Origin of the sequence: Hydrogenophaga sedimenti, assembly GCF_051857515.1 — a bacterium.
Classification (GTDB): domain Bacteria; phylum Pseudomonadota; class Gammaproteobacteria; order Burkholderiales; family Burkholderiaceae_C; genus Hydrogenophaga.
The window spans coordinates 167,619-192,534 of record NZ_JBPZHA010000003.1 but is presented as its reverse complement, the minus strand read 5'-3'; the positions used below and the strand labels follow the sequence as shown (position 1 = coordinate 192,534).

At 67.6% G+C, this 24,916-nt stretch carries 24 protein-coding genes; 19 read left to right on the top strand and 5 right to left on the bottom strand.

Annotated features, from left to right (window positions below; all coding sequences use genetic code 11):
• The first annotated feature begins 88 nt into the window (after positions 1-88).
• The 19 genes from hslV to ACS5NL_RS05950 all read left to right on the top strand — a co-directional run bounded on the left by hslV (position 89) and on the right by ACS5NL_RS05950 (position 21,007).
• The gene (gene hslV, locus ACS5NL_RS06040) at positions 89-634 is read left to right on the top strand and encodes an ATP-dependent protease subunit HslV (protein ID WP_411365068.1); all 546 of its coding nucleotides are present in this window, start codon (positions 89-91) and stop codon (positions 632-634) included.
• A 3-nt stretch (positions 635-637) separates the two neighbouring features.
• A complete protein-coding gene (gene hslU, locus ACS5NL_RS06035) occupies positions 638-1,972 on the top strand; it encodes an ATP-dependent protease ATPase subunit HslU (RefSeq protein WP_439352737.1) in 1,335 nt (444 codons plus the stop codon).
• 339 nt (positions 1,973-2,311) lie between these two features.
• Positions 2,312-2,737, top strand: a complete 426-nt coding sequence (mraZ, locus tag ACS5NL_RS06030) for a division/cell wall cluster transcriptional repressor MraZ (protein WP_439352736.1) — start codon at positions 2,312-2,314, stop codon at positions 2,735-2,737.
• A gap of 8 nt (positions 2,738-2,745) precedes the next feature.
• On the top strand, positions 2,746-3,669 hold the full coding sequence (gene rsmH / locus ACS5NL_RS06025; protein ID WP_439352735.1) for a 16S rRNA (cytosine(1402)-N(4))-methyltransferase RsmH: 924 nt from the start codon (positions 2,746-2,748) through the stop codon (positions 3,667-3,669).
• Positions 3,666-3,962, top strand: a complete 297-nt coding sequence (gene ftsL, locus ACS5NL_RS06020; RefSeq protein WP_439352734.1) for a cell division protein FtsL — start codon at positions 3,666-3,668, stop codon at positions 3,960-3,962. The genes rsmH and ftsL overlap by 4 nt, the downstream gene beginning before the upstream one ends.
• Positions 3,959-5,704: a peptidoglycan D,D-transpeptidase FtsI family protein gene (locus tag ACS5NL_RS06015; protein WP_439352733.1), complete on the top strand. Its 1,746-nt coding sequence runs from the start codon at positions 3,959-3,961 to the stop codon at positions 5,702-5,704. Before ftsL ends, ACS5NL_RS06015 begins: the two co-directional genes overlap by 4 nt.
• Positions 5,704-7,230, top strand: a complete 1,527-nt coding sequence (locus ACS5NL_RS06010) for a UDP-N-acetylmuramoyl-L-alanyl-D-glutamate--2,6-diaminopimelate ligase (protein ID WP_439352732.1) — start codon at positions 5,704-5,706, stop codon at positions 7,228-7,230. The genes ACS5NL_RS06015 and ACS5NL_RS06010 overlap by 1 nt, the downstream gene beginning before the upstream one ends.
• Entirely contained in the window at positions 7,227-8,666 is a 1,440-nt protein-coding gene (locus ACS5NL_RS06005) for a UDP-N-acetylmuramoyl-tripeptide--D-alanyl-D-alanine ligase (RefSeq protein ID WP_439352731.1), read from the top strand. The genes ACS5NL_RS06010 and ACS5NL_RS06005 overlap by 4 nt, the downstream gene beginning before the upstream one ends.
• Complete coding sequence (gene mraY / locus ACS5NL_RS06000; RefSeq protein ID WP_439352730.1) at positions 8,656-9,834, top strand: phospho-N-acetylmuramoyl-pentapeptide-transferase; 1,179 nt, start codon at positions 8,656-8,658, stop codon at positions 9,832-9,834. The genes ACS5NL_RS06005 and mraY overlap by 11 nt, the downstream gene beginning before the upstream one ends.
• 7 nt (positions 9,835-9,841) lie before the next feature.
• Complete coding sequence (murD, locus tag ACS5NL_RS05995) at positions 9,842-11,656, top strand: UDP-N-acetylmuramoyl-L-alanine--D-glutamate ligase (RefSeq protein ID WP_439352729.1); 1,815 nt, start codon at positions 9,842-9,844, stop codon at positions 11,654-11,656.
• 53 nt (positions 11,657-11,709) lie between these two features.
• Positions 11,710-12,945: a putative lipid II flippase FtsW gene (gene ftsW, locus ACS5NL_RS05990; RefSeq protein ID WP_439352970.1), complete on the top strand. Its 1,236-nt coding sequence runs from the start codon at positions 11,710-11,712 to the stop codon at positions 12,943-12,945.
• Positions 12,942-14,021, top strand: coding sequence for an undecaprenyldiphospho-muramoylpentapeptide beta-N-acetylglucosaminyltransferase (murG, locus tag ACS5NL_RS05985; RefSeq protein WP_439352728.1), 1,080 nt, complete (start codon positions 12,942-12,944; stop codon positions 14,019-14,021). The genes ftsW and murG overlap by 4 nt, the downstream gene beginning before the upstream one ends.
• On the top strand, positions 14,018-15,421 hold the full coding sequence (gene murC / locus ACS5NL_RS05980) for a UDP-N-acetylmuramate--L-alanine ligase (RefSeq protein ID WP_439352727.1): 1,404 nt from the start codon (positions 14,018-14,020) through the stop codon (positions 15,419-15,421). Before murG ends, murC begins: the two co-directional genes overlap by 4 nt.
• A gap of 14 nt (positions 15,422-15,435) precedes the next feature.
• Positions 15,436-16,389 (top strand): D-alanine--D-alanine ligase, encoded by a 954-nt coding sequence (locus tag ACS5NL_RS05975; protein ID WP_439352726.1) that lies wholly within the window; start codon positions 15,436-15,438, stop codon positions 16,387-16,389.
• Positions 16,390-16,399: 10 nt separating this feature from the next.
• A complete protein-coding gene (locus ACS5NL_RS05970) occupies positions 16,400-17,194 on the top strand; it encodes a cell division protein FtsQ/DivIB (protein WP_439352725.1) in 795 nt (264 codons plus the stop codon).
• A gap of 16 nt (positions 17,195-17,210) precedes the next feature.
• Positions 17,211-18,440, top strand: coding sequence for a cell division protein FtsA (gene ftsA, locus ACS5NL_RS05965; RefSeq protein ID WP_411365082.1), 1,230 nt, complete (start codon positions 17,211-17,213; stop codon positions 18,438-18,440).
• A 159-nt stretch (positions 18,441-18,599) separates the two neighbouring features.
• On the top strand, positions 18,600-19,811 hold the full coding sequence (ftsZ, locus tag ACS5NL_RS05960; protein ID WP_439352724.1) for a cell division protein FtsZ: 1,212 nt from the start codon (positions 18,600-18,602) through the stop codon (positions 19,809-19,811).
• 73 nt (positions 19,812-19,884) lie between these two features.
• The gene (lpxC, locus tag ACS5NL_RS05955) at positions 19,885-20,808 is read left to right on the top strand and encodes a UDP-3-O-acyl-N-acetylglucosamine deacetylase (protein WP_439352723.1); all 924 of its coding nucleotides are present in this window, start codon (positions 19,885-19,887) and stop codon (positions 20,806-20,808) included.
• 22 nt (positions 20,809-20,830) lie between these two features.
• The gene (locus tag ACS5NL_RS05950; protein WP_439352722.1) at positions 20,831-21,007 is read left to right on the top strand and encodes a hypothetical protein; all 177 of its coding nucleotides are present in this window, start codon (positions 20,831-20,833) and stop codon (positions 21,005-21,007) included.
• A gap of 6 nt (positions 21,008-21,013) precedes the next feature.
• On the opposite strand, the gene ruvC is transcribed toward ACS5NL_RS05950, so the two are convergent.
• The 5 genes from ruvC to ACS5NL_RS05925 form a co-directional block, all read right to left on the bottom strand.
• Positions 21,014-21,562 carry a crossover junction endodeoxyribonuclease RuvC gene (ruvC, locus tag ACS5NL_RS05945; protein WP_439352721.1) on the bottom strand — a complete coding sequence of 183 codons (549 nt, stop codon included), beginning with the start codon at positions 21,560-21,562 and terminating at the stop codon, positions 21,014-21,016.
• 15 nt (positions 21,563-21,577) lie between these two features.
• The gene (locus ACS5NL_RS05940) at positions 21,578-22,564 is read right to left on the bottom strand and encodes a phosphatidate cytidylyltransferase (RefSeq protein ID WP_439352969.1); all 987 of its coding nucleotides are present in this window, start codon (positions 22,562-22,564) and stop codon (positions 21,578-21,580) included.
• 9 nt (positions 22,565-22,573) lie between these two features.
• A complete protein-coding gene (locus ACS5NL_RS05935; protein WP_439352968.1) occupies positions 22,574-23,170 on the bottom strand; it encodes a lysophospholipid acyltransferase family protein in 597 nt (198 codons plus the stop codon).
• 82 nt (positions 23,171-23,252) lie between these two features.
• Complete coding sequence (locus ACS5NL_RS05930) at positions 23,253-24,038, bottom strand: transglycosylase domain-containing protein (RefSeq protein ID WP_439352720.1); 786 nt, start codon at positions 24,036-24,038, stop codon at positions 23,253-23,255.
• Position 24,039: 1 nt separating this feature from the next.
• On the bottom strand, positions 24,040-24,885 hold the full coding sequence (locus ACS5NL_RS05925) for an energy transducer TonB (protein WP_439352967.1): 846 nt from the start codon (positions 24,883-24,885) through the stop codon (positions 24,040-24,042).
• Positions 24,886-24,916 lie beyond the last annotated feature (31 nt).

Genomic DNA, 24,916 nt, shown 5'->3' with positions numbered 1-24,916 from the left:
AGCCGGTTCCGCGGTGCCCTTGGTCGAGTCCACTTCGTTCTGTCTCCGGGCTTGAGCTCGGCTGGGTCGTCCCCACTTACTGATTTCTATGGAAACTTTTCACGGAACCACCATCGTCTGCGTGCGTCGCGAGACGCCTGACGGGGTGCAGGTCGCCATCGGCGGCGATGGCCAGGTGACGCTGGGCAATGTGGTCGTCAAGGGCACGGCGCGCAAGGTGCGCAAGCTCTACCGCGACCAGGTGCTCGCGGGTTTTGCCGGTGCCACGGCCGACGCGTTCACGCTCTTCGAGCGCTTCGAGGCCAAGCTGGAGAAGCACCAGGGGCATCTGGTGCGCGCGGCCATCGACCTGACGCGCGACTGGCGCACCGACCGCGTGCTGCGGCGCCTCGAGGCCATGCTGGCGGTCGGTGACCGCAGTGCGGCGCTGATCATCACCGGCAATGGTGACGTGCTGGAGCCGGAACACGGTGTGGTCGCCATCGGTTCGGGTGGTGCCTACGCCCAGGCTGCGGCCCGTGCGCTGGTGCAGCACACCGCGCTCAGCGCCGAAGACGTGGTGCGGCAGTCGCTGGCGATCGCCGGCGAGATCTGCATCTACACCAACATGAACCACACCGTCGAGGTGCTCTAAGTCATGTCTTCAATGACGCCCCAGGAGATCGTCTCCGAGCTCGACCGTTTCATCATCGGCCAGAACGGCGCCAAGCGCGCCGTGGCCATCGCGCTGCGCAACCGCTGGCGCCGCCAGCAGGTCGACGAGAAGCTGCGGCCTGAAATCACCCCCAAGAACATCCTGATGATCGGCCCGACCGGCGTGGGCAAGACCGAGATCGCGCGCCGCCTGGCGCGGCTGGCCGATGCGCCCTTCATCAAGGTCGAAGCCACCAAATTCACCGAGGTCGGTTATGTCGGCAAGGACGTCGACAGCATCGTGCGCGACCTGGTCGAGATCGCGGTCAAGCAGACCCGCGAGAACGACATGCGCAAGCAGCGCATGCGCGCCGAAGACGCGGCCGAGGACCGCATCCTCGATGTTCTGCTGCCGCCGCCACGCGGCATGGCTGGAGAGCCGCTGCCCAACCCCGACAGCACGGCCCGCCAGGCCTTCCGCAAGAAGCTGCGCGAGGGGCTGCTCGACGACCGCGAGATCGAAATCGACCTGGCCGAAACCGCGCCCGCCATGCAGGTCATGGGACCGGCCGGCATGGAGGAGATGGCCGAGCAGCTGCGTGGCATGTTCAGCCAGATGGGGCAGGACAAGCGCCGCAAGCGCAAGCTGAAAATTGCCGAGGCGATGAAACTGCTGATCGATGAGGAAGCCGGCAAGCTGGTCAACGACGAAGACGTCAAGACGCGCGCGCTGCACAACACCGAACAGAACGGCATCGTCTTCATCGACGAGATCGACAAGGTGGCTTCGCGCGGCGGCGAGGGTGGTGGCAACGCCGAAGTCTCGCGCCAGGGCGTGCAGCGCGACCTGCTGCCGCTGGTCGAGGGCACGACGGTGTCGACCAAGTACGGCATGGTCAAGACCGACCACATCCTGTTCATCGCCAGTGGCGCCTTTCACCTGGCCAAGCCCAGTGACCTGATTCCCGAGCTGCAGGGGCGGTTCCCGATCCGGGTCGAGCTGCAGTCGCTGTCGGTCGACGATTTCGAGGCCATCCTCACCAGCACCCATGCCAGCCTGGTCAAGCAGTACCAGGCGTTGCTGGCCACCGAGGGCGTGACGCTGGAGTTCCGACCCGACGGCATCCGCCAGCTGGCGCAGATTGCCTGCGATGTCAACGAGCGCACCGAGAACATCGGCGCCCGCCGGCTGGCGACGGTGATGGAGCATCTGCTGGACGAGGTCAGCTTCGGCGCCTGCGCGCTGCCGGACGCCGCCGTGGTCATCGACGCCGCGTACGTCAACGGCCGCCTGGGCGAACTCAGCCGCAACGAGGATCTCTCGCGCTACATCCTCTGACCACCGGCTTCTGAACCCGGGCTTGAATCCTTCAGGGCCTCATCCGCTGCACGGCGGGTGAGGCCTTTTGTTTGGGCCGCTGGCACCCGCCCGGAAGGGGGGATGGCCGTCTGTCGGCAACCACGTGTGTAACGGGGTTTTCAAGCATCACTTTCACAGCACGTTGTAAGTGCTTGCTTTTGCTGAACTTTTGAAGTCGCAATTGCTTCAAAATGTGTTCTAAGTGATTGATTTCATTGAAAAAAGCTGCGCCTGCGCAGTTGCACCACTCTGTTTTCCTGCTACAGTGGAAAAAAGTGCAATTAAGTGGTGAAAAGTGTTTTAGCAGGGCAATTCGCAGTGTTTCAGGGTCTTTCCTCTCTCAGTCTCGATGCCAAGGGTCGGCTTTCCATGCCGACCCGGCACCGTGACGCCCTGGGTGCTGCGACCGGCCAACTCACGATCACCAAGCACCCGCATGGCTGCCTGATGGTATTCCCTCGCGACGAGTGGGAGAAATTCCGGGCCCGCATCGCCACCCTGCCGATGGACGCGCAATGGTGGCGTCGCATCTTCCTGGGCAACGCGATGGATGTGGACATGGACGCTTCCGGCCGCATCCTGGTGTCGCCCGAGCTGCGCACTGCCGCCGGCATTTCGCGCGACGCGGTGCTGCTGGGCATGGGCTCCTACCTGGAACTGTGGGATGCACAGTCCTACGCCGCCAAGGAGGCCGAGGAAATGCAGAAGCCCATGCCCGATGTCCTCAAGGACTTTGCCTTCTGAGGATCACGGTGACAGACACATGGGTACACCACACCGTCCTGCTCAACGAAGCCGTGCAAGCGCTGGCCATTCGGGCAGATGGGCACTACGTCGACGCGACCTTCGGGCGCGGCGGTCACTCGCGGCTGATCCTGCAGCAGCTCTCGCCGGCCGGCCGGTTGACGGCGTTCGACAAGGACCCGCAGGCCATCGCGGCAGCGCAGCAGCTGGAGGCTGGCGATGCGCGGTTTGCGATCCGTCACGAGGGTTTCCGGCATCTGGGCGGGCTCGGGCCGCAGTGTGCGGACGGGGTACTGATGGACCTGGGTGTGAGTTCGCCCCAGATCGACGACCCCGAGAGGGGTTTTTCTTTTCGTCACGACGGCCCGCTGGACATGCGCATGGACACCACGCGCGGCCAGAGCGTCTCCCAGTGGCTGGAAACAGCCGATGTATCCACCCTGTCGGAGGTCATCCGTGAATACGGCGAAGAACGGTTTGCTCAACAGGTTGCAAAGGCGATTGATCGTCGCCGACAGGAACGGGGCCCTATTCGAACCACCCGCGAGCTGGCCGAAGTCGTGGCTGGCGCGGTCAAAACCCGCGAGCCGGGCAAGGACCCTGCAACGCGCACATTTCAGGCTCTTCGGATTTTCATCAACGCCGAGCTTGAAGAGCTGCAACAAGCGCTAGAGGACAGCCTGCATGTGCTTCGTCCCGGAGGTCGACTGGTCGTGATCAGCTTCCATTCACTGGAAGACCGCATGGTCAAACAGTTCATGGCGCGCCATTCGCGCACCGTGGTGGATCGCCGCGTCCCGTTTGCCGAGCCGGCGCCCACGCGCCTGACCGAGGTGTCCCGTGTGATGCCGTCGGAAGCCGAAATCGAAGCCAACCCGCGCTCGCGCAGCGCCGTCATGCGCGTGGCCACGCGCACCGGGGTGGCGGCATGATCCGGTTGAACCTCGTGCTGCTGGCGGCGGTGATCGTCAGCGCCTTCTATCTGGTGCACACGCAGTACGAGTCGCGCCGTCTCTACACCGCCATCGACAAGGCCAACGCGCAGGCGCACCGCCTGGAGGCCGACCATGAGCAGCTGCAGGTCCAGAAGCGTGAGCAGGCCACGCCGGCGCGGGTCCAGCAACTGGCCGCGAAGCAGTTGCAGATGCGTCCGGTCAACCCCGGCATCACCGAGTACGTGACCCTGACCGCGCCGGCCGCACCGGCCACGGAGGTGCGGCGATGAGCAAGGTGAGCCACCGCGCCATCAACTACAGCGCCAGCCCCCTGCTGGCGAGCAAGACTCCGGTCTGGCGCAGCAAGTTCATCGTGGCCGCGCTGGCGCTGGCGTTTGCCGGTCTGGCCGGGCGCGCCGCCTATGTGCAGGTGATCGGCAACGACTTCTTCCAGCGCCAGGGCGAGGTCCGCTTCGCGCGCACGCTGGAGTTGCCCGCCAACCGCGGGCGGGTGCTGGACCGCAATGGCCTGATCCTGGCATCCAGCGTGGTGGCGCAGAGCATCTGGGCGATTCCGGAGGACGTCGACAAGGCCGACCCCAAGCTCAAGGACCTGGCCAGGCTGCTGGAGATGCCGCTGGCCGATCTCAAGAAGAAGCTGGCCAACGAGGACAAGACCTTTGTCTGGGTCAAGCGCCAGGTCGACGAGCCGGTCGCCAAGGACATCGCCGCGCTCAATCTCAAGGGCATCTACCAGCGCCGCGAGTACAAGCGCCAGTACCCCGAGGGCGAGGCGGCTGCGCACGTGGTCGGCTTCACCAACGTGGAAGACAAGGGGCAGGAGGGCGTCGAGCTCGCCTTCGAGAAGCAGCTGGCGGGCAAGGCCGGCTCGCGCCGAGTGATCAAGGACCGCCTGGGTCATGTGGTGGAAGACGTGCGCGACGTCATTCCGCCGGTGGATGGACCCGATCTGCAGCTCTCGATCGACAGCAAGGTGCAGTACTTCGCCTACCAGAAGCTGCGCGATGCGGTGGTGGCCCAGAAGGCCAAGGCCGGCAGCGTGGTCGTGATCGACACGCAGACCGGCGAAGTGCTGGCCCTGGCCAACTACCCCAGCTACAACCCCAACAAGCGGCTCAACCTGACCGGCGAGCAGTTGCGCAACCGGGTGCTGACCGACAGCTTCGAGCCTGGCTCGACGATGAAGCCATTCATCATCTCGCGCGCCCTGGAGAAGGGGCTGGTCAAGCCGACCACGGTGATCCAGACCGCGCCCGGACGCATCACGATCGCCGGCTCCACCATCAGCGACTCCCACGCCCATGGCCCGCTGACGGTCAACGAAGTGATCCAGAAGTCGAGCAACGTGGGCACTGTCAAGATCGCGATGCAGATGAGCCCGCGGGAAATGTGGGAGACCTTCGCCGAAGCCGGTTTCGGCCAGAAGCCGCAGGTGCCTTTCCCCGGCGCGGTCAGCGGCCGGCTGCGGCCCTACAAGTCCTGGCGCCCGATCGAGCAGGCGACCATGAGCTACGGCTACGGTCTGTCGGTGTCGCTGTTCCAGCTGGCCGAGGCCTACACGATCTTCGCGCGCAACGGCGAGTACATCCCGGTGACCATGCTCCGCAGCGAGGCCGCTGCCACCGGCGCGCGCGTGTTCAGCGAGCAGAACGCCCTGGCGGTGCGCAAGATGCTGCAGCTGGTCACCGGACCCGGTGGCACCGCGCCGCTGGCCCAGACCATGGGCTATTCGGTGGGCGGCAAGACCGGCACCGCGCACAAGCAGGAAGGCAAGGGCTACGCCGACAAGAAGTACCGCGGTTTCTTCGTGGGACTGGCGCCGGTCGAGGCGCCGCGCATCGTGGTGGCGGTGATGATCGACGAGCCCAGCAACGGACAGTATTTCGGTGGGCTGGTGGCGGCACCGGTCTTCAGCGAGACGGTGCAGCAGACCCTGCGCATCCTGGGTGTGCAGCCGGACATGAACGTCAAGCCGCAGATCGTGACCGAGACGGTCGAGGAGTCGTTCTGATGACGATGAACGACCCACGGACCGTGGCCAGCTGGTTGCGCGAACGCGTGACCGGCGAGCTGCAGTGCGACAGCCGCCGGGTGCACGCGGGCGACGCCTTCGTGGCCTGGCCTGGTGCCGCCACGGACGGTCGCCATTTCGTCCCGGCCGCCTTGCAGGCGGGCGCCGCCGCCGTGCTGGTCGAGGCCGACGGCCTGCAGGCCTTCGGGTTCAGCGACGAGCGGGTGCAGGCGGTGAACGGGCTGAAGACCCTGGCCGGACCGATCGCCAGCGCCTACCACGGTGATCCCAGCGCGGCGCTGGACATGGTGGCCTTCACCGGCACCAACGGCAAGACCTCGTCGGCCTGGTGGATGGCGCAGTTGCTGGGCGCGGCGGGCCGTCCCTGCGCGGTGGTGGGCACGCTGGGCATCGGGCAGCCGCCGCAGGCCGGCGAGCGTCGGCACAGCCTGGTGCCCACCGGGCTGACCACACCCGACCCGGTCCTGCTGCAGTCGCGGCTGCGCGGCATGGTCGACGCCGGGATCCGGGCCTGCGCCATCGAAGCCTCCTCGATCGGGCTGTTCGAAGGACGCCTGAACGCCTGCCACATCCGCGTGGCGGTGTTCACCAACTTCACCCAGGATCACCTCGACTTCCACGGCAACATGTCCGATTACTGGGAAGCCAAGGCGGCCCTGTTCCACTGGCCCGGCCTCGAATCGGCGGTGGTCAACGTGGACGATCCGCAGGGCCGGGCGCTGGACCAGGCGCTGGCCGGACGTCCGTCGCTGGGCCGCTGGAGCATCGGCATCGAACATCCCGCGCGCCTGATGGCCCGCAACCTCAGCTACACCGACCACGGCATGGGTTTCGAGGTGGTCGAGCACGACGCACAGGGCCGGGAATGCGACCGGGGTGCGCTGACCGTGAACCTGATCGGCGGCTACAACGTGTCCAACCTGCTGGGCGTGATCGCTGCTGCGCGGGCGCTGGGCCTGTCGCTGGACGATGCGTTGCGGTCCTGTGCGGCGCTCAGCCCGGTGCCGGGTCGCATGGAGCAGGTGGCGGTCGTCGCCGGACAGCCGCTGGTGCTGGTCGACTACGCCCACACCCCCGACGCGCTGGAGAAGGCGCTCAGGGCCCTGCAGCCGCTGGCCCGCCAGCGGGGCGGGGCGCTGTGGGCGCTGGCGGGTTGTGGTGGTGACCGCGATCCGGGCAAGCGCCCGCTGATGGCGTCGGTGGCCGAGCACGAAGCGCAGCACGTGGTGCTGACCAGCGACAACCCGCGCACCGAAGACCCGGTGGCCATCCTTGACCAGATGCGCGCCGGCCTGCAGCGGGCCGATGCCGCGCGGATCGAGGTCGACCGCGCCAGGGCCATTGCCGAGGCCGTGACCATGGCCTCGCCGGCCGACGTGGTGCTGATCGCCGGCAAGGGGCACGAGGACTACCAGGACGTGATGGGCGAAAAGAAGCCGTTCTCCGATGTGGAACACGCGCGTGCGGCGCTGGTCGCCCGCGCTGCGGCAGGAGGCAGCGCATGAAGACCCTGGCGCAACTGCTGCCGCAACTCACGGGCGCCCGCCCGGTGGGCACCGTCGACCAGACGATCGCGCGGGTGCACACCGACACCCGCAGCCTGCAGCCGGGTGACCTGTTTGTCGCGCTCAAGGGCGAGCGCTTCGATGCCCACGACTTCCTGCCCCAGGCCCGGGCTGCGGGCGCCGTGGCCGCCATCGCCCATGCCGGCCTGGCCGCGGCCGGACTGCCGGGCGCCGAAGTGCCCGACACCCGGCTGGCGCTGGGTGAGCTGTCCCGGCGCTGGCGCACGCAGTTCACGCTGCCGCTGATCGGCGTGACCGGCAGCAACGGCAAGACCACGGTGACGCAGATGATCGCGTCCATCCTGCGCGCGGCGGCCGGCACCGCCGCCCATGCCACGCAGGGCAACCTCAACAACGACATCGGTGTGCCGCTGACGCTGCTGCGCCTGACCGCTTCGCACCGGCTGGCGGTGATCGAGCTGGGCATGAACCATCCCGGCGAGATCGCCTACCTCGCCGACCTGGCCCGGCCGAGCGTCGCCCTGGTGAACAACGCCCAGCGCGAACACCAGGAGTTCATGGGCACGGTCGAGGCCGTGGCGCGCGAAAACGGCTCGGTGATCGCCGCGCTGGCGGCCGACGGTGTGGCGGTGTTTCCGTCGGACGACGACTACACGCCGGTGTGGCGCGAGCTGGCCGGTGCGCGCACCACCTTGACCTTCAGCGACAGCGATGCGCAGGCCAGCGTGCACGCGCTGCAGGCCGACTGGAAGGACGGTGCCTGGACGGTGTCGTTCAAGACCCCGGCCGGTGCCGCGAACGTTCGCCTGCAGATCGCCGGCCGCCACAACGTGCGCAACGCACTCGCCGCGGCCTCCTGCGCCCTGGCGGCCGGGGTGTCGCTGGCCGACATCGAGCGGGGTCTCAACGCTTTTGAACCGGTCGGTGGCCGCTCGCGCGCGCTGCGCCTGGCGCTGGCCGATCGCGGCGTGACACTGATCGACGACTCCTACAACGCCAACCCCGATTCGGTGGTGGCCGCGATCCGTGTGCTGGCCGAACTGCCTGCGCCACGCCTGCTGGTGCTGGGCGACATGGGCGAGGTCGGTGACCAGGGCCTGGATTTCCACCTCGAAGTGCTGCGCCACGCCATGGCCTCGGGCATCGAGTCGGTGCATTGCGCCGGCGACTGGATGGCGCAGGCCGTGGCCGCGATGCAGGCCGCTGGTGAATCCGCGCCGCGCCACTGGAGCGAGGTGGACAACCTGGTGGCGCACGTCTGCCACATGGTGTCGGCCGGTCCGGCGCCCGCGCTGCGCAGCGTGCTGGTCAAGGGCTCGCGATTCATGCGCATGGAACGGGTGGTGCAGGGACTGCTGGCCCTGGACGTTTCGGCTCAACACGAACAGAACAAGAAGGACGCACATGCTGCTTAGCCTGGCCCTCTGGCTGCAAAGCCTGGGACCCGAATTCGGGTTCCTGCGGGTCTTCCAGTACCTGACCTTCCGCGCGGTGATGGCCGCGCTGACGGCGCTGATCGTCGGTCTGATGGCCGGTCCGTATTTCATCCGCCGCCTGACCGCGCTCAAGATCGGTCAGCCGATCCGCGGCTATGCAATGCAGTCGCACCTGAGCAAGGGCGGCACACCGACCATGGGCGGCGTGCTGATCCTGTTCGCGATCGCGCTCTCCACCGTCCTGTGGTTCGACCTGACCAACCGCTTCGTCTGGATCGTGCTGGTGGTGACGCTGGGCTTTGGCGCCATCGGCTGGGTCGACGACTGGCGCAAGGTGGTGCACAAGGACCCCGAAGGCATGCGTTCGCGCGAGAAGTACTTCTGGCAGTCGCTGATCGGGCTGGTGGCCGCGTTCTATCTGGTGTTCAGCGTGTCCGGCACCACCAACCTGCGGGTGCTCGAACTGTTCTTCCGCTGGGTCATCTCGGGCTTCACAGTCGAGCTGCCGCCGCAGGCCGGTCTGATGGTGCCGTTCTTCAAGGAAATCAGCTATCCGCTGGGCGTGTTCGGCTTCGTGCTGATGACCTACCTGGTGATCGTGGGTTCGAGCAACGCGGTGAACCTGACCGATGGCCTGGACGGGCTGGCGATCATGCCGGTGGTGATGGTCGGCACGGCGCTGGGCCTGTTCGCCTACGTCACCGGCAACGCGGTGTATTCGAAGTACCTGCTGATGCCCTACATCCCTGGTGCGGGCGAGCTGCTGATCTTCTGCGCAGCGATGGCGGGGGCGGGGCTGGCCTTCCTCTGGTTCAACACCCATCCGGCCCAGGTCTTCATGGGCGACGTCGGTGCGCTCGCCCTGGGCGGCGCGCTCGGCACCATCGCGGTCATCGTGCGGCAGGAAATCGTGCTGGCCATCATGGGCGGCATCTTCGTGGTCGAGGCGCTGTCGGTGATGCTGCAGGTGAGCTGGTTCAAGTACACGAAGAAGAAATACGGCGAAGGCCGGCGCCTGTTCCAGATGGCGCCGCTGCACCACCACTTCGAGAAGAAGGGCTGGAAAGAGACCCAGGTCGTGGTCCGCTTCTGGATCATCACCATGCTGCTGTGCCTGATCGGCCTGTCCACCCTGAAGCTGCGTTGAACCACCCATGAACGCTCTTCAAGACCAACACGTGCTCATCCTCGGCCTCGGCATTTCCGGGCTGTCGATGGCGCGCTGGTGCGTGCGCCACGGTGCGCAGGTGACGGTCGCCGACACACGCGAGAGCCCACCGTCGCTGGCCGCGCTGCGCGCCGAATGCCCGGCGGCGCAGTTCGTGGCGGGAGCGTTCGACCAGGCGCTGCTGTCGCGCGCCCACTGGAACCTGATCGCGCGCAGCCCGGGCCTGCCGCCCGAACAGCTGGCTCCGGCGCGTGCCTGGGCAGAGGCGAACGGTGCGGGCTTTGTCGGTGAACTGGACCTGTTCGCCCAGGCGCTGAACGACCTGGCGCAGCGCGAAACCCTGCCTTACCGGCCCAGGCTGCTGGCGATCACCGGCACCAACGGCAAGACCACGGTGACCTCGCTCACCGGTCTGCTGCTGCAGCGCGCCGGCTGGCGTGTGGCGGTCGCGGGCAACATCGGCCCGGCGTTGCTGGACGTGCTGTCGGCGGCGCTCGATGCCGAAGCCGAAGGCAATGCCGCCGATGCGGCACGCGCCGAGAGCGAAGCAGAGGCTGCTGCTGCGGAGGATGTGGAGGCTTCGGCGCAAGCCGCTGCACCGGAAGCGCCGGCGCTGGATGGCGTTGAAGTGGCGCCGGAAGACGCACCCGCCGGCGAAGGCGTGGAAGCCACCGGTCCGGCGGACGAACCGGCAGCCGATGAAGAAGGCCCGACCCTGCTCGTGCCGCCGCCCGTGTCGGACCCCGAACCGCCGCACCTGCCGCAGGCCTGGGTGCTCGAACTCTCCAGCTTCCAGCTCGACGGCACGGCCGGTGGCGCCTGGGACCGTGTGCCTACCGCGGCCACGGTGCTCAACATCACCGAAGACCATCTGGACTGGCACGGCTCCATGGCCGCCTATGCGCAGGCCAAGGCCGCGGTGTTCGGCACGCAGGCGCTGATGCTGCTCAACCGCGAAGACCCGCTGGTGGCCGCGATGGCGCCGGGCATGGTGACCGTGAAGATCAGTGGCCGCAACCGCCAGCAGCCGGCGCGCCCCTGGGCGAGTTTCGGCCTGGAGGCGCCCACGCGCGCCGGCGACTGGGGCATCGAGTCGGTCAACGGCATGGAGTGGCTGGTGCGTGCCCTGGCGGTGGACGAGACCCGTCTGCGCGGCCGTGGCCGGGACGACGAGGAAGAGATCTATTTCCAGCGGCTGATGCCGGTCGATGCGTTGCGCATCCGTGGCCGCCACAACGCGGCCAATGCGCTGGCGGCGCTGGCGCTGGCGACGTCCACCGGCGCGCCGCTGGCGCCGATGCTGCACGGCCTGCGCGAGTACCGCGGCGAACCGCACCGCGTCGAGCCGGTGGGCATCATCGACGACGTCGAATACTTCGACGACAGCAAGGGCACCAATGTCGGCGCCACGCTGGCCGCGATCCGCGGGCTGGGGGCCGACCGGCGTCTGGTCGTGATCCTGGGGGGCGACGGCAAGGGGCAGGACTTCGCTCCGCTGGCCGAGCCGCTCGCGCGCCACGCGCGTGCCGTGGTGCTGATCGGTCGCGATGCGCCGAAGATCCGCGCCCAGGTGGCGGAGGCGCTGGAGTCGGCGGGCGTTCCGATGAGCGATGCCGCCTCCCTGCCCGACGCGGTGGCGCAGTCCACCCGGCAGGCCCAAGCCGGTGACGCGGTGCTGATGTCGCCCGCCTGCGCGAGCCTGGACATGTTCCGCGACTACAAGCACCGCGCCGACGTGTTCGTCGAGGCCGTGGGTGCGCTGGCCGACGAGCGCGGCGTGAGCCTGGGAGGATCGCTGTGAAGGCCTTCTTCTCCAACGCCCTGGATCGCATGCGCGCCACGCTGCGCAGCAAGATGCCCGCCCTGATCGGACTGGGCAACGCGGTCGGTGCCGACGGGCTGCCGGTGCGGCTGTCGAACCGCACCTACGCGGGGACGCAGCAGCGACCGGTGCGCGAACTGGGCTTTGACCAGCCGCTGGCTTGGGTGGTCATCGCCCTGATGTGCTGGGGGCTGGTGATGGTCTATTCCGCTTCCATCGCGCTGACCGACAACCCGCGGTTCACCAACTACGCGCCGACCCACTTCGTCGTGCGCCACGGCCTGTTCATCGTGATCGGGCTGGTGGCCTCGCTGATCACCTTCCAGGTGCCGATGCAGACCTGGGAGCGGTTCGCGCCCTGGCTGTTCGCCGTCTCGCTGGTGTTCCTGGTGCTGGTGCTGATCCCGCACATCGGCTCGGTGGTCAATGGCGCGCGGCGATGGATCTCGTTCGGCTTCATGAGCTTCCAGCCGTCCGAGCTGGCCAAGCTGACCGTGCTGCTCTACGCGGCGGACTACATGGTCCGGCGCATGGAGGTCAAGGAGCGCTTCTTCCGCGCCGTGCTGCCGATGGCGGTGGCGGTGCTGGTGGTGGGCATGCTGCTGCTGGCCGAGCCCGACATGGGCGCCTTCATGGTGATCGTGGTGATCGCCATGGGCATCCTGTTCCTCGGTGGCGTGAACGCGCGCATGTTCTTCCTGATGGCGCTGCTGGTGGTGGCGGCGTTCGCGGTGATCGTGCTGACCAGCGAATGGCGGCGCCAGCGCATCTTTGCCTACCTCGATCCGTTCAGCGAGGACCACGCGCTGGGCAAGGGCTACCAGCTCTCGCACGCGCTGATCGCCATCGGTCGCGGAGAAATCTTCGGCGTCGGCCTGGGCGGCAGCGTCGAGAAGCTGCACTGGCTGCCCGAGGCCCACACCGACTTCCTGCTGGCCGTGATCGGCGAGGAATTCGGCCTCATCGGCGTGCTGGTCGTGATCGGGTCCTTCCTCTGGCTGGTTCGCCGCATCATGCTGATCGGCCGCCAGGCCATCGCGCTGGACCAGGTGTTCTCCGGGCTGGTCGCGCAGGGCGTCGGTCTGTGGATGGGCTTCCAGGCCTTCATCAACATCGGGGTGAACCTGGGCGCCTTGCCGACCAAGGGCCTGACGCTGCCGCTGATGAGCTATGGGGGGTCGGCCATCCTGCTGGAGCTGGTCGCGCTGTCCATCGTGCTGCGGATCGACTACGAGAACCGGCAGCTGATGAAGGGAGGCCGGGCATGAGCCAGCAACCCTGCGCCCTGATCATGGCCGGCGGCACCGGTGGCCACATCTTCCCGGGTCTGGCCGTGGCCCAGGCGTTGCGTGAAAAAGGCTGGCGCGTGCACTGGCTGGGCTCGCCCGACAGCATGGAAAGCCGGCTGGTGCCGCCGCGCGGGTTCGCGCTGGAGCTGATCGATTTCGGCGGCGTGCGTGGCAAGGGTCTGAAGACTCTGTTCCTGCTGCCGCTGCGCCTGCTCAAGGCCTTTGCGCAGGCGTTCGCCACGGTCGGTCGCGTCAAGCCCGACGTGCTGGTCGGTCTGGGCGGCTACATCACCTTCCCGGGCGGCATGATGGGCGTGCTGCGCGGCAAACCGCTGGTGCTGCACGAGCAGAACTCGGTCGCCGGCATGGCCAACAAGGTGCTGTCGGGCATCGCGGACAAGGTGTTCACCGCCTTCCCGGGCGTGTTCGGCAAAGGCGAATGGGTCGGCAACCCGCTGCGCGCCGAGTTCCTGAAGCAGGGCGCGCCGGCCGAACGTTTCGCCGGCCGCAGCGGCCCGCTGCGCCTGCTGGTGGTTGGTGGCAGCCTGGGCGCCAAGGCGCTCAACGACACCGTGCCGCAGGCGCTGGCGCTGTTGCCCGCCGAGGAACGCCCGGTGGTGATCCACCAGAGCGGCGAGAAGCAGATCGACGCATTGAAGGCCAACTACGCGGCTGCCGGTGTCCAGGCCCAGCTCACGCCCTTCATCGACGACACCGCCGAGGCCTTCGCCGAGGCCGACCTGATCGTCTGCCGCGCCGGCGCCAGCACGGTGACCGAGATCGCTGCCGTGGGCGCTGCGGCCTTGTTCGTGCCGTTCCCGCACGCGGTCGACGACCACCAGACCACCAACGCGAAGTTCCTGGTCGAGTCCGGTGGCGCCTGGCTGGTGCCGCAACCCGCGTTCACGCCACAGGCACTCGCCGAGCGGCTGCGCTCGGTCAATCGCGCGCAACTTTTGGAGATGGCCGGCAAGGCCAAGCAGATGGAAAAGACACAGGCCGTGGCCGCCGTGGTGGCGGCCTGCGAGCAACTCGCGAAGGTGAAGGCGTCATGAAGCACGCGATCCGACACATCCATTTCGTGGGCATCGGTGGCTCGGGCATGAGCGGCATCGCTGAGGTGCTGCTCAACCAGGGTTACGTGATCTCCGGCACCGACCTGGGCGAGAACGCGGCCACGCGCCGTCTGGTCTCGCTGGGCGCCACGGTGCACAAGGGCCACGACGCGAAGTTCATCGAGGGCGCCGACGCCATCGTCACCTCGACCGCGGTCAAGGCCGACAACCCCGAGGTGGTCGCGGCCCACGCAAAACTGATTCCGGTGGTGCCGCGCGCGGTGATGCTGGCCGAGCTGATGCGCATGAAGAAGGGTGTCGCGATCGCCGGCACCCACGGCAAGACCACCACCACGAGTCTGGTCGCCAGCGTGCTGGCCGCCGCCGGACTGGACCCGACCTTCGTGATCGGCGGGCGCCTGAACAGCGCCGGTGCCAACGCCCAGCTGGGCTCGGGCGAGTACATCGTGGTCGAGGCCGACGAGTCGGACGCCTCGTTCCTGATGCTGCTGCCGGTGCTGTCGGTCGTCACCAACATCGACGCCGACCACATGGACACCTACGGCCATGACTTCGGCAAGCTCAAGTCGGCCTTCGTCGACTTCCTGCACAAGATGCCGTTCTACGGCGCCGCCGTGGTCTGCACCGACGACCCGGCGATCCGCGACATCCTGCCGCAGATCGCCCGCCCGATCACCGGCTACGGCTTCGCCGAAGGCGCCCAGCTGCGCGCGGTGGACGTGCGGGCGGTGGATGGCCAGATGCACTTCACCGTGCAACGCGACGACGGCCAGCCGCCGCTGCCGGTGGTGCTGAACCTGCCGGGCCTGCACAACGTGCTCAACGCGCTGGCGGCCATCGGCATCGCCGAGGAACTGGGCGTGCCGGACGCGGCGGTGCAACAGGCACTGGCCGAGTTCAAGGGTGTCGGCCGCCGCTTCCAGCGCTACGGTGAAGCGGCCCTGCCGTCGGGCGGCACCGCCACCCTGGTCGACGACTACGGCCACCACCCGGTCGAGATGGCGGCCACGTTGGCCGCGGCGCGCGGCGCCTTCCCGGGCCGCCGCCTGGTGCTGGCCTTCCAGCCGCACCGCTACAGCCGCACGCGCGACTGCTTCGAGGATTTCGTGAAGGTGATCGGCAACGCCGACGCCGTGCTGCTGGCCGAGGTGTATGCCGCCGGCGAGGCGCCGATCGTGGCCGCCGACGGGCGCGCGCTGACCCGCGCGCTGCGGGTGGCGGGCAAGGTCGAGCCGGTGTTTGTCGACGACATCGCGGCGATGCCGCAGGCGGTGCTGGACAACGCGCGCGACGGGGATGTGGTGCTGTGCATGGGCGCCGGCTCCATCGGCGCGGTGGCCGGGCAGGTGGTCGAGCTGGCTGGCAAAGGCAAGGTGTGAACGTGGGAGCTGCTGTGAACTCCATCGATGTACAAGCGCTCGGCAAGGTCGCCGTGCTGCTGGGCGGTCGCTCCGCCGAACGCGAGGTATCGCTGATGTCGGGCAACGGCGTGCTGGCCGCGCTGAAGTCCAAGGGCGTCGATGCGCACGCCTTCGATCCGGCCGAACGCGATCTGGGCGATCTGAAGCGCGAAGGCTTCGAGCGGGTGTTCATCGCGCTGCATGGCCGCTTCGGCGAGGACGGCACGGTGCAGGGCGCGCTGGAGCTGATGGGCATCCCCTACACCGGCTCGGGCGTGATGGCCTCGTCGGTGGCGATGGACAAGCTGATGACCAAGCGCATCTGGCTGGCCGAGGGCCTGCCAACGCCGGCCTGGCGCCAGGTCCACAGCGCGGCCGAAACGCGCGCCGCGTTCTCTGCGCTCGGTTCGCCCATGATCGTCAAGCCGGTGCGCGAGGGTTCGACCATCGGCCTGACCAAGGTCATGACGCTGGAGCAGTGCGACGCCGCCTACGCGCTGGCCTCGGGGCAGGACCCGATGGTGATGTGCGAGCAGTTCATCGCCGGCGACGAAGTGACCTGTCCGGTGCTGGGCACGGGCAGCGACGCCCGCGCGCTGCCGCTGATCCGCATCGTGGCGCCCGACGGCAACTACGACTACCAGCACAAGTACTTCACCGACGACACCCAGTATCTCGTGCCCTGCGGCCTGCCCGAGGGCGAAGAGGCCGACATCCAGGCCATCGTGCTCCAGGCCTTCCGCGCCCTGGACTGCCGCGGCTGGGCGCGCGCCGACGTGATGATCGACCGCAACGCCCGCAAGCCCTGGCTGCTGGAGATCAATACCTCGCCCGGCATGACCGGCCATTCGCTGGTGCCGATGTCGGCGCGCGCGACCGGCCTGTCGTACGAGGACCTGTGTCTGCAGGTGCTGGCGACTGCGTCGCTGGACAACACCACGGTCTGAAGCAAGCAAGATGGAACGCGCCGACCTGCCCCTGGACGTGAGACTGATGACTGTGGTCACCCGTGGCCTGGTGTTGGTCTTCGCCGTCCTGTGCCTGGGCGCGATCGCGACCTGGATCGTGCGCCATCCGGCCTGGTCGGTGCGCGCGATCTCGGTGCAGGGCGAGGTGACGCACCAGAACGCGGTGGGTCTGCGCGCCCAGCTGGCGGCGCCGCTGCGCAGCAAGCTGCAGGGCAGTTTCCTGACCCTGGACCTGCAGCAGGTCCGTCAGATGTTCGAAGCCGTGCCCTGGGTCAAGCACGCGCGGGTGCAGCGCGAATTCCCCAACCGCCTGCGCGTCACGCTCGAAGAACACCGCGCCGTCGCCTGGTGGGGCGAGGCCGGGTCCGGCCAGCTGGTCAGCGACCAGGGCCAGGTGTTCGAGGCCAACCCCGACGACGGTGAAGAGTTGCCCGAGCTGGCCGGCCCGACCGAGCAGGCACCCCAGATCTGGAGCCTCTACCAGTCGCTGTCGGCCGAACTGGAGCGGCTCGAACTTGGCCTGGTGCGGCTGGAGCTCAACGAACGCGGCAACTGGCGCGCCGAGCTCGACAGCGGCGCCTTCATCGAACTGGGGCGTGGCACGCCGGAGGACCTGATGGAGCGTGTGCGCCGCTTCACCGCCACCCTGGCGCAGCTGACGCAGCGCTACCCGGGCACCCTGCAGTCGGTCGACCTGCGCTACCCCAACGGCTATGCCCTGCGCGTGCAGGGTGTGACGACCGTGAGCGAAGACGCTTCCAAGAAACCAACCCAAACCCGCTGAACACAAGAAGACGATCATGGCCAAGGAATACAAGGATTTGGTGGTGGGACTGGACATCGGCACCGCCAAGATCATGGTGGTGGTGGCCGAGGTCCAGGCCAACGGCGAGCTCAAGCTGGCCGGTCTGGGCGTGTCCGCCAGCCACGGCCTCAAGCGCGGCGTGGTGGTCAACATCGACGCCACGGTGCAGAGCATCCAGCAGGCGCTCAAAGAGGCCGAGCTGATGGCCGACTGCCGCATCGCCCGCGTCTACACCGGCATCACCGGCAGCCACATCCGCGGCATCAACTCCAGCGGCATGGTGGCGATCAAGGACCGCGAGGTGACGACGGCCGATGTGGCGCGCGTGATCGAGACCGCCAAGGCGATCAACATCTCGACCGACCAGCGCCTGCTGCTGGTCGAGCCGCAGGAGTTCGTGATCGACGGCCAGGAGGTCAAGGAGCCGATCGGCATGAGCGGCATCCGCCTCGAAGCCAAGGTGCACATCGTCACCGGCGCCCAGAGCGCCGCCGAGAACATCATCAAGTGTGTGCGCCGCTGCGGCCTGGAAGTCGACCAGCTGATGCTCAACCCGCTGGCCTCGAGCCAGGCGGTGCTGACCGACGACGAGAAGGATCTGGGTGTTGCGCTGGTGGACATCGGCGCCGGCACCACCGACGTGGCGATCTTCGCGGGCGGCGCGATCCGCCACACGGCCGTGATCCCGATCGCCGGTGACCTGATCACCAGCGACATCGCGATGGCGTTGCGCACGCCGACCAAGGACGCCGAGGACATCAAGGTCGAGAGCGGTTGCGCCAAGCAGTTGCTGGCCGATCCGGACACGCAGGTCGAAGTGCCGGGCCTGGGCGACCGCGGTCCGCGCATGCTCAGCCGCCAGGCGCTGGCCGGCGTGATCGAGCCGCGGGTGGAAGAAATCTTTGCACTGGTGCAGCAGGTGGTGCGCGATTCGGGCTTCGAGGAAGTGCTGTCCTCGGGCATCGTGCTCACCGGTGGCAGCGCCGTGATGCAGGGCATGGTCGAGCTGGGCGAGGACATCTTCCTCAAGCCGGTGCGCCGCGGCGTGCCGCACTACACCAGTGCCCTGTCCGACATGGTGGCCCAGCCCCGTGCGTCCACGGTCATGGGGCTGCTGGAAGAGGCGCGGCTGGCCCGCGTGCGGGGTCACAAGGTGGCGCAGAAGGCCGGGTCCATGCAGGGCGCGCTGGACCGCGTGAAGAACTGGTTTGTGGGGACATTCTGATGAACACGAGCACCAAAAGATGCGGTTTCTTCGGTCGATGTCTCGAGTGCACGGGACCGCCTGGATGAGGGTTGCTCCCTCTGAAAAATACCCCTACTCACACATACAATTGAAACCATGCCCGACCCCCAGCGGACCAGGGCCTCACAGGAGAGAACAATGAGCATCGAAATGATCGAAGTGGAAGAGTTCAACATGGGCACACAGATCAAGGTCATCGGCGTCGGCGGCGGTGGCGGCAATGCGGTGGACCACATGATCGAACGCCATGTTCAGGGCGTGGAGTTCATCTGCGCCAACACCGATGCGCAGGCCCTGACCCGCAGCCACGCCGCACGCACCATCCAGCTCGGTGGTTCGGGCCTGGGCGCCGGCAGCAAGCCGGAAAAGGGCCGTGAGGCTGCCGAAGCCGCCGAAGAAGAAATCCGCGCCGCCATCGATGGCGCCCACATGCTGTTCATCACCGCCGGCATGGGCGGCGGCACCGGTACCGGCGCCGCGCCCGTGATCGCCCGTGTGGCCAAGGAAATGGGCATCCTGACGGTGGGCGTGGTGACCAAGCCCTTCGACTGGGAAGGCGGCCGCCGCATGCAGAACGCCGACAGCGGCCTGGCCGAGCTCGAAGCCAACGTCGATTCGCTGATCGTGGTGCTCAACGAGAAGCTGCTGGACGTGCTGGGCGATGACATCACGCAGGACGAAGCCTTCGCCCACGCCAACGACGTGCTCAAGAACGCCGTCGGCGGCATCGCCGAGATCATCAACGAGTACGGCAACGTGAACGTCGACTTCGAAGACGTGCGCACCGTGATGGGCGAACCCGGCAAGGCCATGATGGGCACCGCGACCGCCAGCGGTCCGGACCGCGCCCGCATCGCCGCCGAGCAGGCCGTGGCCTGCCCGCTGCTGGAAGGGGTCGACCTGTCCGGCGCCAAGGGCGTGCTGGTGCTGGTGACTGCCTCGAAGGGCAGCCTGAAGCTCAAGGAGTCGAAGGAGGCGATGAACGCCATCAAGGCCTACGCCGCGGCCGACGCCCATGTGATCTATGGCGCCGCCTACGACGACAGCCTGGGCGACGACATGCGCGTGACCGTGGTGGCCACCGGCCTGAGCCGCGCCGGCGCCCGCCGCACCGCGCCTCCGCTGCAGGTGCTGCGCACCGGCACCGACAACGCCCCGTTCAACGTGCCGACGGTCAACGCCGCGGTTGGTGGCCCGGGGGCTTCAGCCCAGCCGAACTACGAGTCGATGGCCGTGCCCAGCGTCTGGCGCACCAACCGCACCCAGGCGGCCGCCAAGGTCGATGCCCTGGCGTCGGGTGGCATGGACGATTTCGAGATCCCGGCCTTCCTGCGCAAGCAAGCCGATTGATTCCGGGACTTCGCTATGGCCGGGATAGCTTTCCCGGCCATGGCGGAGCTGCCCTGAAACCTACAATCGCTGGATGCTTGCTCAAAGAACGCTCAAATCCCTGACCAAGGCGGTCGGTGTCGGCCTGCACGGGGGGCAGCGGGTGGAGCTGACGCTGCGGCCGGCAGCACCCGATACCGGCATCGTGTTCCGCCGGGTCGATCTGCCCGAACCGGTGGACATTCCGGTCACCGCCGAAGCCGTGACCGACACCCGGCTGGCCTCGACGATTTCCAATGGCGGGGTCAAGGTCAACACCATCGAGCACGTGATGAGCGCCTGCTCGGGGCTCGGGCTGGACAATCTCTACATCGACATCACGGCCGAAGAGGTGCCCATCCTTGACGGATCGTCGGCCTCGTTCGTCTACCTGCTGCAAAGCGCGGGCATTGCGCTGCAGAACAAGCCCAAGCGCTTCATCCGGGTCAAGAAACCGGTCGAGGTGCGCGAGGGGGAGGGCCGCAACCTCAAGTGGGCGCGGCTGGACCCGTTCCACGGCTACAAGCTCAGTTTCGAGATCGAGTTCGACCACCCGGCGGTCAACTCCAGCGGCCAGCGCGTCGAGTTCGACATGGGCAGCGGCCGCTACGCGCGCGAGATCGCCCGTGCCCGCACCTTCGGCTTCACCCGCGACGTCGAGATGATGCGCTCGCACGGCCTGGCGCTGGGTGGCGGGCTGGACAATGCGATCGTGATGGACGACGTCAAGGTGCTCAATGCCGATGGCCTGCGCTACTCCGACGAGTTCGTCAAACACAAGATCCTCGACGCCATCGGCGACCTGTACATCGTGGGCAAGCCTCTGCTGGCCGCCTACAGTGCCTTCCGCAGCGGCCACGCGATGAACAACCAGTTGCTGCGCGCCCTGCTGGCCCAGCCCGATGCCTACGAGATCGTGAGCTTCGAACACGAGCGCGAAGCACCGCTGGGTTTTGCCCAGCTCGCTCCGGCCTGGTGAGGCCGCGGACCAGGGACAGACCATGCTGCTGCTGCGTTTTGCCCTGGTCCTGCTGCTGATCGTCTCGGGCGTGTGTTTCGGCGTCTATGCCTTTACCCGCGATCAGCGCTACCTGCGCTGGGGCTGGGTGATCCTCAAGTGGTCGCTGAGTGCGGCACTGATCTTCTTCGGCATCCTGGTGCTGGAACGCCTGCTGTAGCGGCGTTCAGTAGCTGCGCCCGCCCTTGTAGGCCGCATGCGTCCGTGCCTGCAGCGGTGACACCTTGTTGATCGCTGCCACGCTGCGCGCCACCTGCGCGTGCGTGATGCACAGGCCCAGCGCGTCGGCCGCGTCCTTGCCGGGCAGGCCGGGCAGCTGCAGCAGGCGTTTGACCATCTCCTGCATCTGCGCCTTGTCGGCGCGGCCGTAGCCGACCACGGCTTTCTTGAGTTGCAGCGCCGTGTACTCGGCCACCGACAGGTTGTTCGCGACCAGGGCCGTCAGGCAGCAGCCGCGCGCCTGGCCCAGCAGCAGCGTGGCCTGCGGGTTGACGTTGACGAACACGATTTCGCAGGCCGCCACTTCGGGCTGGTAGCGCTGCACCACCTCGCTGATGCCGTCGAACAGGATCTTGAGCCGCGCCGGCAGCAGGGCGCCGTCCTTGGGGCTGGTCTGGATCGTGCCGCTGGCCACGTAGTGCAGGGCCGCGCCTTCGGTGTCGACCACGCCGAAGCCGGTGCACTGCAGGCCGGGGTCGATGCCGAGGATGCGCATGGGTGGGGTCGCCCGTCAGAGGTTGAAGTTCCAGCGCACCGAATGGAAAAACACCGGTGCGGCAAAACACAGGGCGTCCACACGGTCGAGCATCCCGCTGGCGCCGGTCACCGAGCGGCCGGCCGAGCCCCAGTGGGTCACGCCGCGGTCGCGCTTGATGGCCTTCATCACCAGGTGTCCCAGCGAACCGGCCGCACAGGCGATCAGCGCCATGGCCAGCGCCGGCAGAGGCTTGAACGGCGTCAGCCCGGCCAGCGCGGCGCCCAGCAGTCCGCCGACCAGCAGGCCGGCGCCCCAGCTGCGCCACTGGAAGCTCTCGCTGATGGCCGGGGCGACCGGTTTGTCCAGCCGCCGCGCGACCAGGTGCTGGACCAGCATGCAGGTCTGCACCACGAGCACGAGGAACAGCACGAGAAAGGCCATCTTGCCGGCGAAGCGCGGAAACTGCAGCAACAGCAGGGCCGGCACGTGGCTCATGCCGTAAACGCAGACCATGATGCCCCACTGCAGCTTGGCGTTGCGCTCCAGGAAGCGCTGCGGATCGTTGCCCAGCGCGCTGACCACCGGGATCGCCAGGAACACGTACACCGGGACGAACACGGTGAACAGGTTGAACTCCCGGTTCCAGACCAGCGCGTACTGCAGCGGCAACACGATGAAGAAGGCCATCACCAGGCTGCGGTGGTCGCCCCGGCGGGTGGGCGAAAGGCTGATGAACTCGCGCAGGATGAAGAACGAGACGAAGCCGAACAGCACGATGGCAAAGCCGTCGCCCGCGGCCCAGGCGACCCAGAACACCAGCGCCATGATCCACGAGTTGCGCAGCAGGGCCTGGTATTCATGGGGCCGGGCGGGCGAGGGTTCGGCACCATCGGCGCGGCGGCGTTCGCGCATCGACAGCAGCACCGACACGCCGCTGGCCAGCAACAGCAGGCCGAACAGCAGCACGAACACCAGGCTGACCTGCTGGTCGGGCGTGAGGCTGCGCAGGAAGGAGGTCAGGCCCATGGATCAGACCTCGCGCAGGGCGACCACGGCGTCGCGGGCGCGGGTGAGGAAGACACCGCGGTCTTCGTCGGCACCCAGCTTCACCGGCTCACCGAAGGTGACCGAGCACAGCACGGGCACCGGAATCACCTCGCCCTTGGGGATCACGCGCTGCACGTTGTGGATCCAGGCCGGGACCAGCACGACGTCCGGAAAACGTTTTGCGAGGTTGTACAGGCCGGACTTGAAGGGCTGCGGCTCGTCGGCGTGGCCGCGCGTGCCTTCCGGGAAGATGATCAGCGAGTCGCCGCTGTCCAGCGCATCGATCAGTGGCTGCAGCGGGTCTTCGTCGCCCTTGCGTTCGCGCTCGACGTAGACCGCGTTGAACACGGCGGTGGTGATCCAGCGTTTGAAGTTGGAGGCGGTCCAGTAGTCCTTGGCGGCGATCGGGCGCGTGATGCTGCGCAGCTCGGTCGGCAGCGCCGCCCAGATCAGCACCAGATCGGCGTGGCTCTGGTGGTTGGCGAAATAGATGCGCTGCTCGGCCTTGGGCGGGCAGCCGTACCAGCGGGCCTGCGCGCCGGTGAGCGCACGCACCAGGCCCAGCAGGAACATGCCCATGGCCTTGGCGCGCCAGTTCAATGGAACTCCCTTCGTGCTGCGCACTTCGGGGCAGAGCGTCTTCGGAGCGGCCGGGCGACGCTCATGGTGGGTTCACGTCGCCCATGCGCGCGACGATGGTGGCAGTGCGCCGGGACAGGTAGGCCGAGCCGGGACGGGTTTCGAAGAACTTGGGGCTGGGCAGCATCACCGCCAGCCGCGCCGCTTCGTGGGCATTGAGCTGCGAGGCAGGCTTCTTGAAGTAGCGCTGCGCCGCGGCCTCGGCACCGAACACGCCTTCGCCCCACTCGACGCTGTTGAGGTAGATCTCCAGGATGCGGCGCTTGCTCAGCACGGCTTCCAGCGTCAGTGTGAGCACCAGTTCCTGGCCCTTGCGCAGCAGGCTGCGTTCGCCCGAGAGCAGCAGGTTCTTGGCCAGTTGCTGGGTGATGGTCGAGCCGCCAAGGATCTTGGCCGGCTTGACCTTCTTGAGGGCCGCTTCGGCCGCTTCGGGTTTGTTGGCCAGCTTCTTCTCGATCTGCTCCTGGCGCTTCTCGGCCTGCTCCTGGCGCTTCTCGTTCTTGGCCCAGGCCGCCTCGATGGCGTCCCAGTCGACGCCGCCGTGCTCGGGGAAGCCGGCGTCTTCCGAGGCCATGACCGCGCGCTTGAGGTTGGGGTTGATGTCCTGGTAGTCGACCCATTGCGACGACCAGTGCCAGGACTTGTCGGTGGTCAGCGAGCCGCTGGCGATCTGCCAGGCCTCCGAACGCATGAAGGCCGTGCTCTGCGGCGCGACCACCAGCATCAGCGCGATCCGCAGCACGAAGAACAGCTGCAGGGCCAGACCCGCCAGCACCACCCACAGCAACCAGCGGCCAATCGATCTCATGTCACTGCGCACCCATCTGGGTCTGCAGGCCGGCTTCGCGTGTGAAGCGGAAGCGCGACACCACCACGATCTGCTCGGCGCGGCGGCGCATCGCTTCGTTGAACTTGCCAAAGCCCAGGCTGCGCACGATCGACTCGGCGCGCCGGTCCAGCGTGGTGTTGCCCGAGGTCTGCACGATCTCGGTGCCGAGCACCTGGCCGGTGTGGTTGACCGTGATGACCATGGTCAGCTCGCCGTAGAGCTTGCGGCCGGCGACTTCGGGGAAGTTGGTGGTGCCGCGGTCCTCGATCTTGCGGCGCAGCTCGTCGTAGTAGATCGCGTAGACCTCTTCGCGCGTGGCCGGGCTGATGTAGCGCTTGCGCGGCCGCGCGTTCTCTTCGTTGATGCGTTTTTCGATCTCGGCCAGCAGCTTGGTCAGCAACTGGCGGCGGCGCTCGCGGTCGACCGATTCCGGGCTCGGGTTCACGGCCTGCAGGTCGGGCGGCGGCATGGTGGCCAGCTGCTGCTTGACCTGGGCCAGGATCTGGCTCTGCTGCTGTTTGAGCGCCTCGATCATGCGCTCGTCTTCTTCCGGCGTTTCGCCCAGCCGGGCTTCCTGCATCGAGGGCAGGGGCGAGGTCGCGCGGCCCTTTTCGGCATCGCCGCCGCCGGCCAGCGAGGCCTGGGCGATGGCGCGCGCCTTCTCGGGCCGCTCCTCGCTCTTGGCGTTGACCAGGATCACCTCCAGCGGCGTGTCCTGGAACACCCGGTTGAAGCCCTCGGGGTCGACGAAGCGGACCGTCAGCAGCACCGCATGGACCGCGACGGAGATGCCGAGCGCGATCTGCAGGGTGCTCAGCCGCCGCAGGAAGTTCAGAACCGGATTCACGGGCGCGATT

Bases quoted from the DNA above. Each gene is read 5' to 3' on its own strand.
- hslV (WP_411365068.1), top strand. From the start codon at position 89: ATGGAAACTTTTCACGGAACCACCATCGTCTGCGTGCGTCGCGAGACG.
- hslU (WP_439352737.1), top strand. From the start codon at position 638: ATGTCTTCAATGACGCCCCAGGAGATCGTCTCCGAGCTCGACCGTTTC.
- ftsL (WP_439352734.1), top strand. From the start codon at position 3,666: ATGATCCGGTTGAACCTCGTGCTGCTGGCGGCGGTGATCGTCAGCGCC.
- ACS5NL_RS06015 (WP_439352733.1), top strand. From the start codon at position 3,959: ATGAGCAAGGTGAGCCACCGCGCCATCAACTACAGCGCCAGCCCCCTG.
- ACS5NL_RS06010 (WP_439352732.1), top strand. From the start codon at position 5,704: ATGACGATGAACGACCCACGGACCGTGGCCAGCTGGTTGCGCGAACGC.
- ACS5NL_RS06005 (WP_439352731.1), top strand. From the start codon at position 7,227: ATGAAGACCCTGGCGCAACTGCTGCCGCAACTCACGGGCGCCCGCCCG.
- mraY (WP_439352730.1), top strand. From the start codon at position 8,656: ATGCTGCTTAGCCTGGCCCTCTGGCTGCAAAGCCTGGGACCCGAATTC.
- murD (WP_439352729.1), top strand. From the start codon at position 9,842: ATGAACGCTCTTCAAGACCAACACGTGCTCATCCTCGGCCTCGGCATT.
- ftsW (WP_439352970.1), top strand. From the start codon at position 11,710: ATGCCCGCCCTGATCGGACTGGGCAACGCGGTCGGTGCCGACGGGCTG.
- murG (WP_439352728.1), top strand. From the start codon at position 12,942: ATGAGCCAGCAACCCTGCGCCCTGATCATGGCCGGCGGCACCGGTGGC.
- murC (WP_439352727.1), top strand. From the start codon at position 14,018: ATGAAGCACGCGATCCGACACATCCATTTCGTGGGCATCGGTGGCTCG.
- ACS5NL_RS05970 (WP_439352725.1), top strand. From the start codon at position 16,400: ATGGAACGCGCCGACCTGCCCCTGGACGTGAGACTGATGACTGTGGTC.
- ftsA (WP_411365082.1), top strand. From the start codon at position 17,211: ATGGCCAAGGAATACAAGGATTTGGTGGTGGGACTGGACATCGGCACC.
- ftsZ (WP_439352724.1), top strand. From the start codon at position 18,600: ATGAGCATCGAAATGATCGAAGTGGAAGAGTTCAACATGGGCACACAG.
- lpxC (WP_439352723.1), top strand. From the start codon at position 19,885: ATGCTTGCTCAAAGAACGCTCAAATCCCTGACCAAGGCGGTCGGTGTC.
- ACS5NL_RS05950 (WP_439352722.1), top strand. From the start codon at position 20,831: ATGCTGCTGCTGCGTTTTGCCCTGGTCCTGCTGCTGATCGTCTCGGGC.
- ruvC (WP_439352721.1), bottom strand. From the start codon at position 21,562: ATGCGCATCCTCGGCATCGACCCCGGCCTGCAGTGCACCGGCTTCGGC.
- ACS5NL_RS05935 (WP_439352968.1), bottom strand. From the start codon at position 23,170: ATGGGCATGTTCCTGCTGGGCCTGGTGCGTGCGCTCACCGGCGCGCAG.
- ACS5NL_RS05930 (WP_439352720.1), bottom strand. From the start codon at position 24,038: ATGAGATCGATTGGCCGCTGGTTGCTGTGGGTGGTGCTGGCGGGTCTG.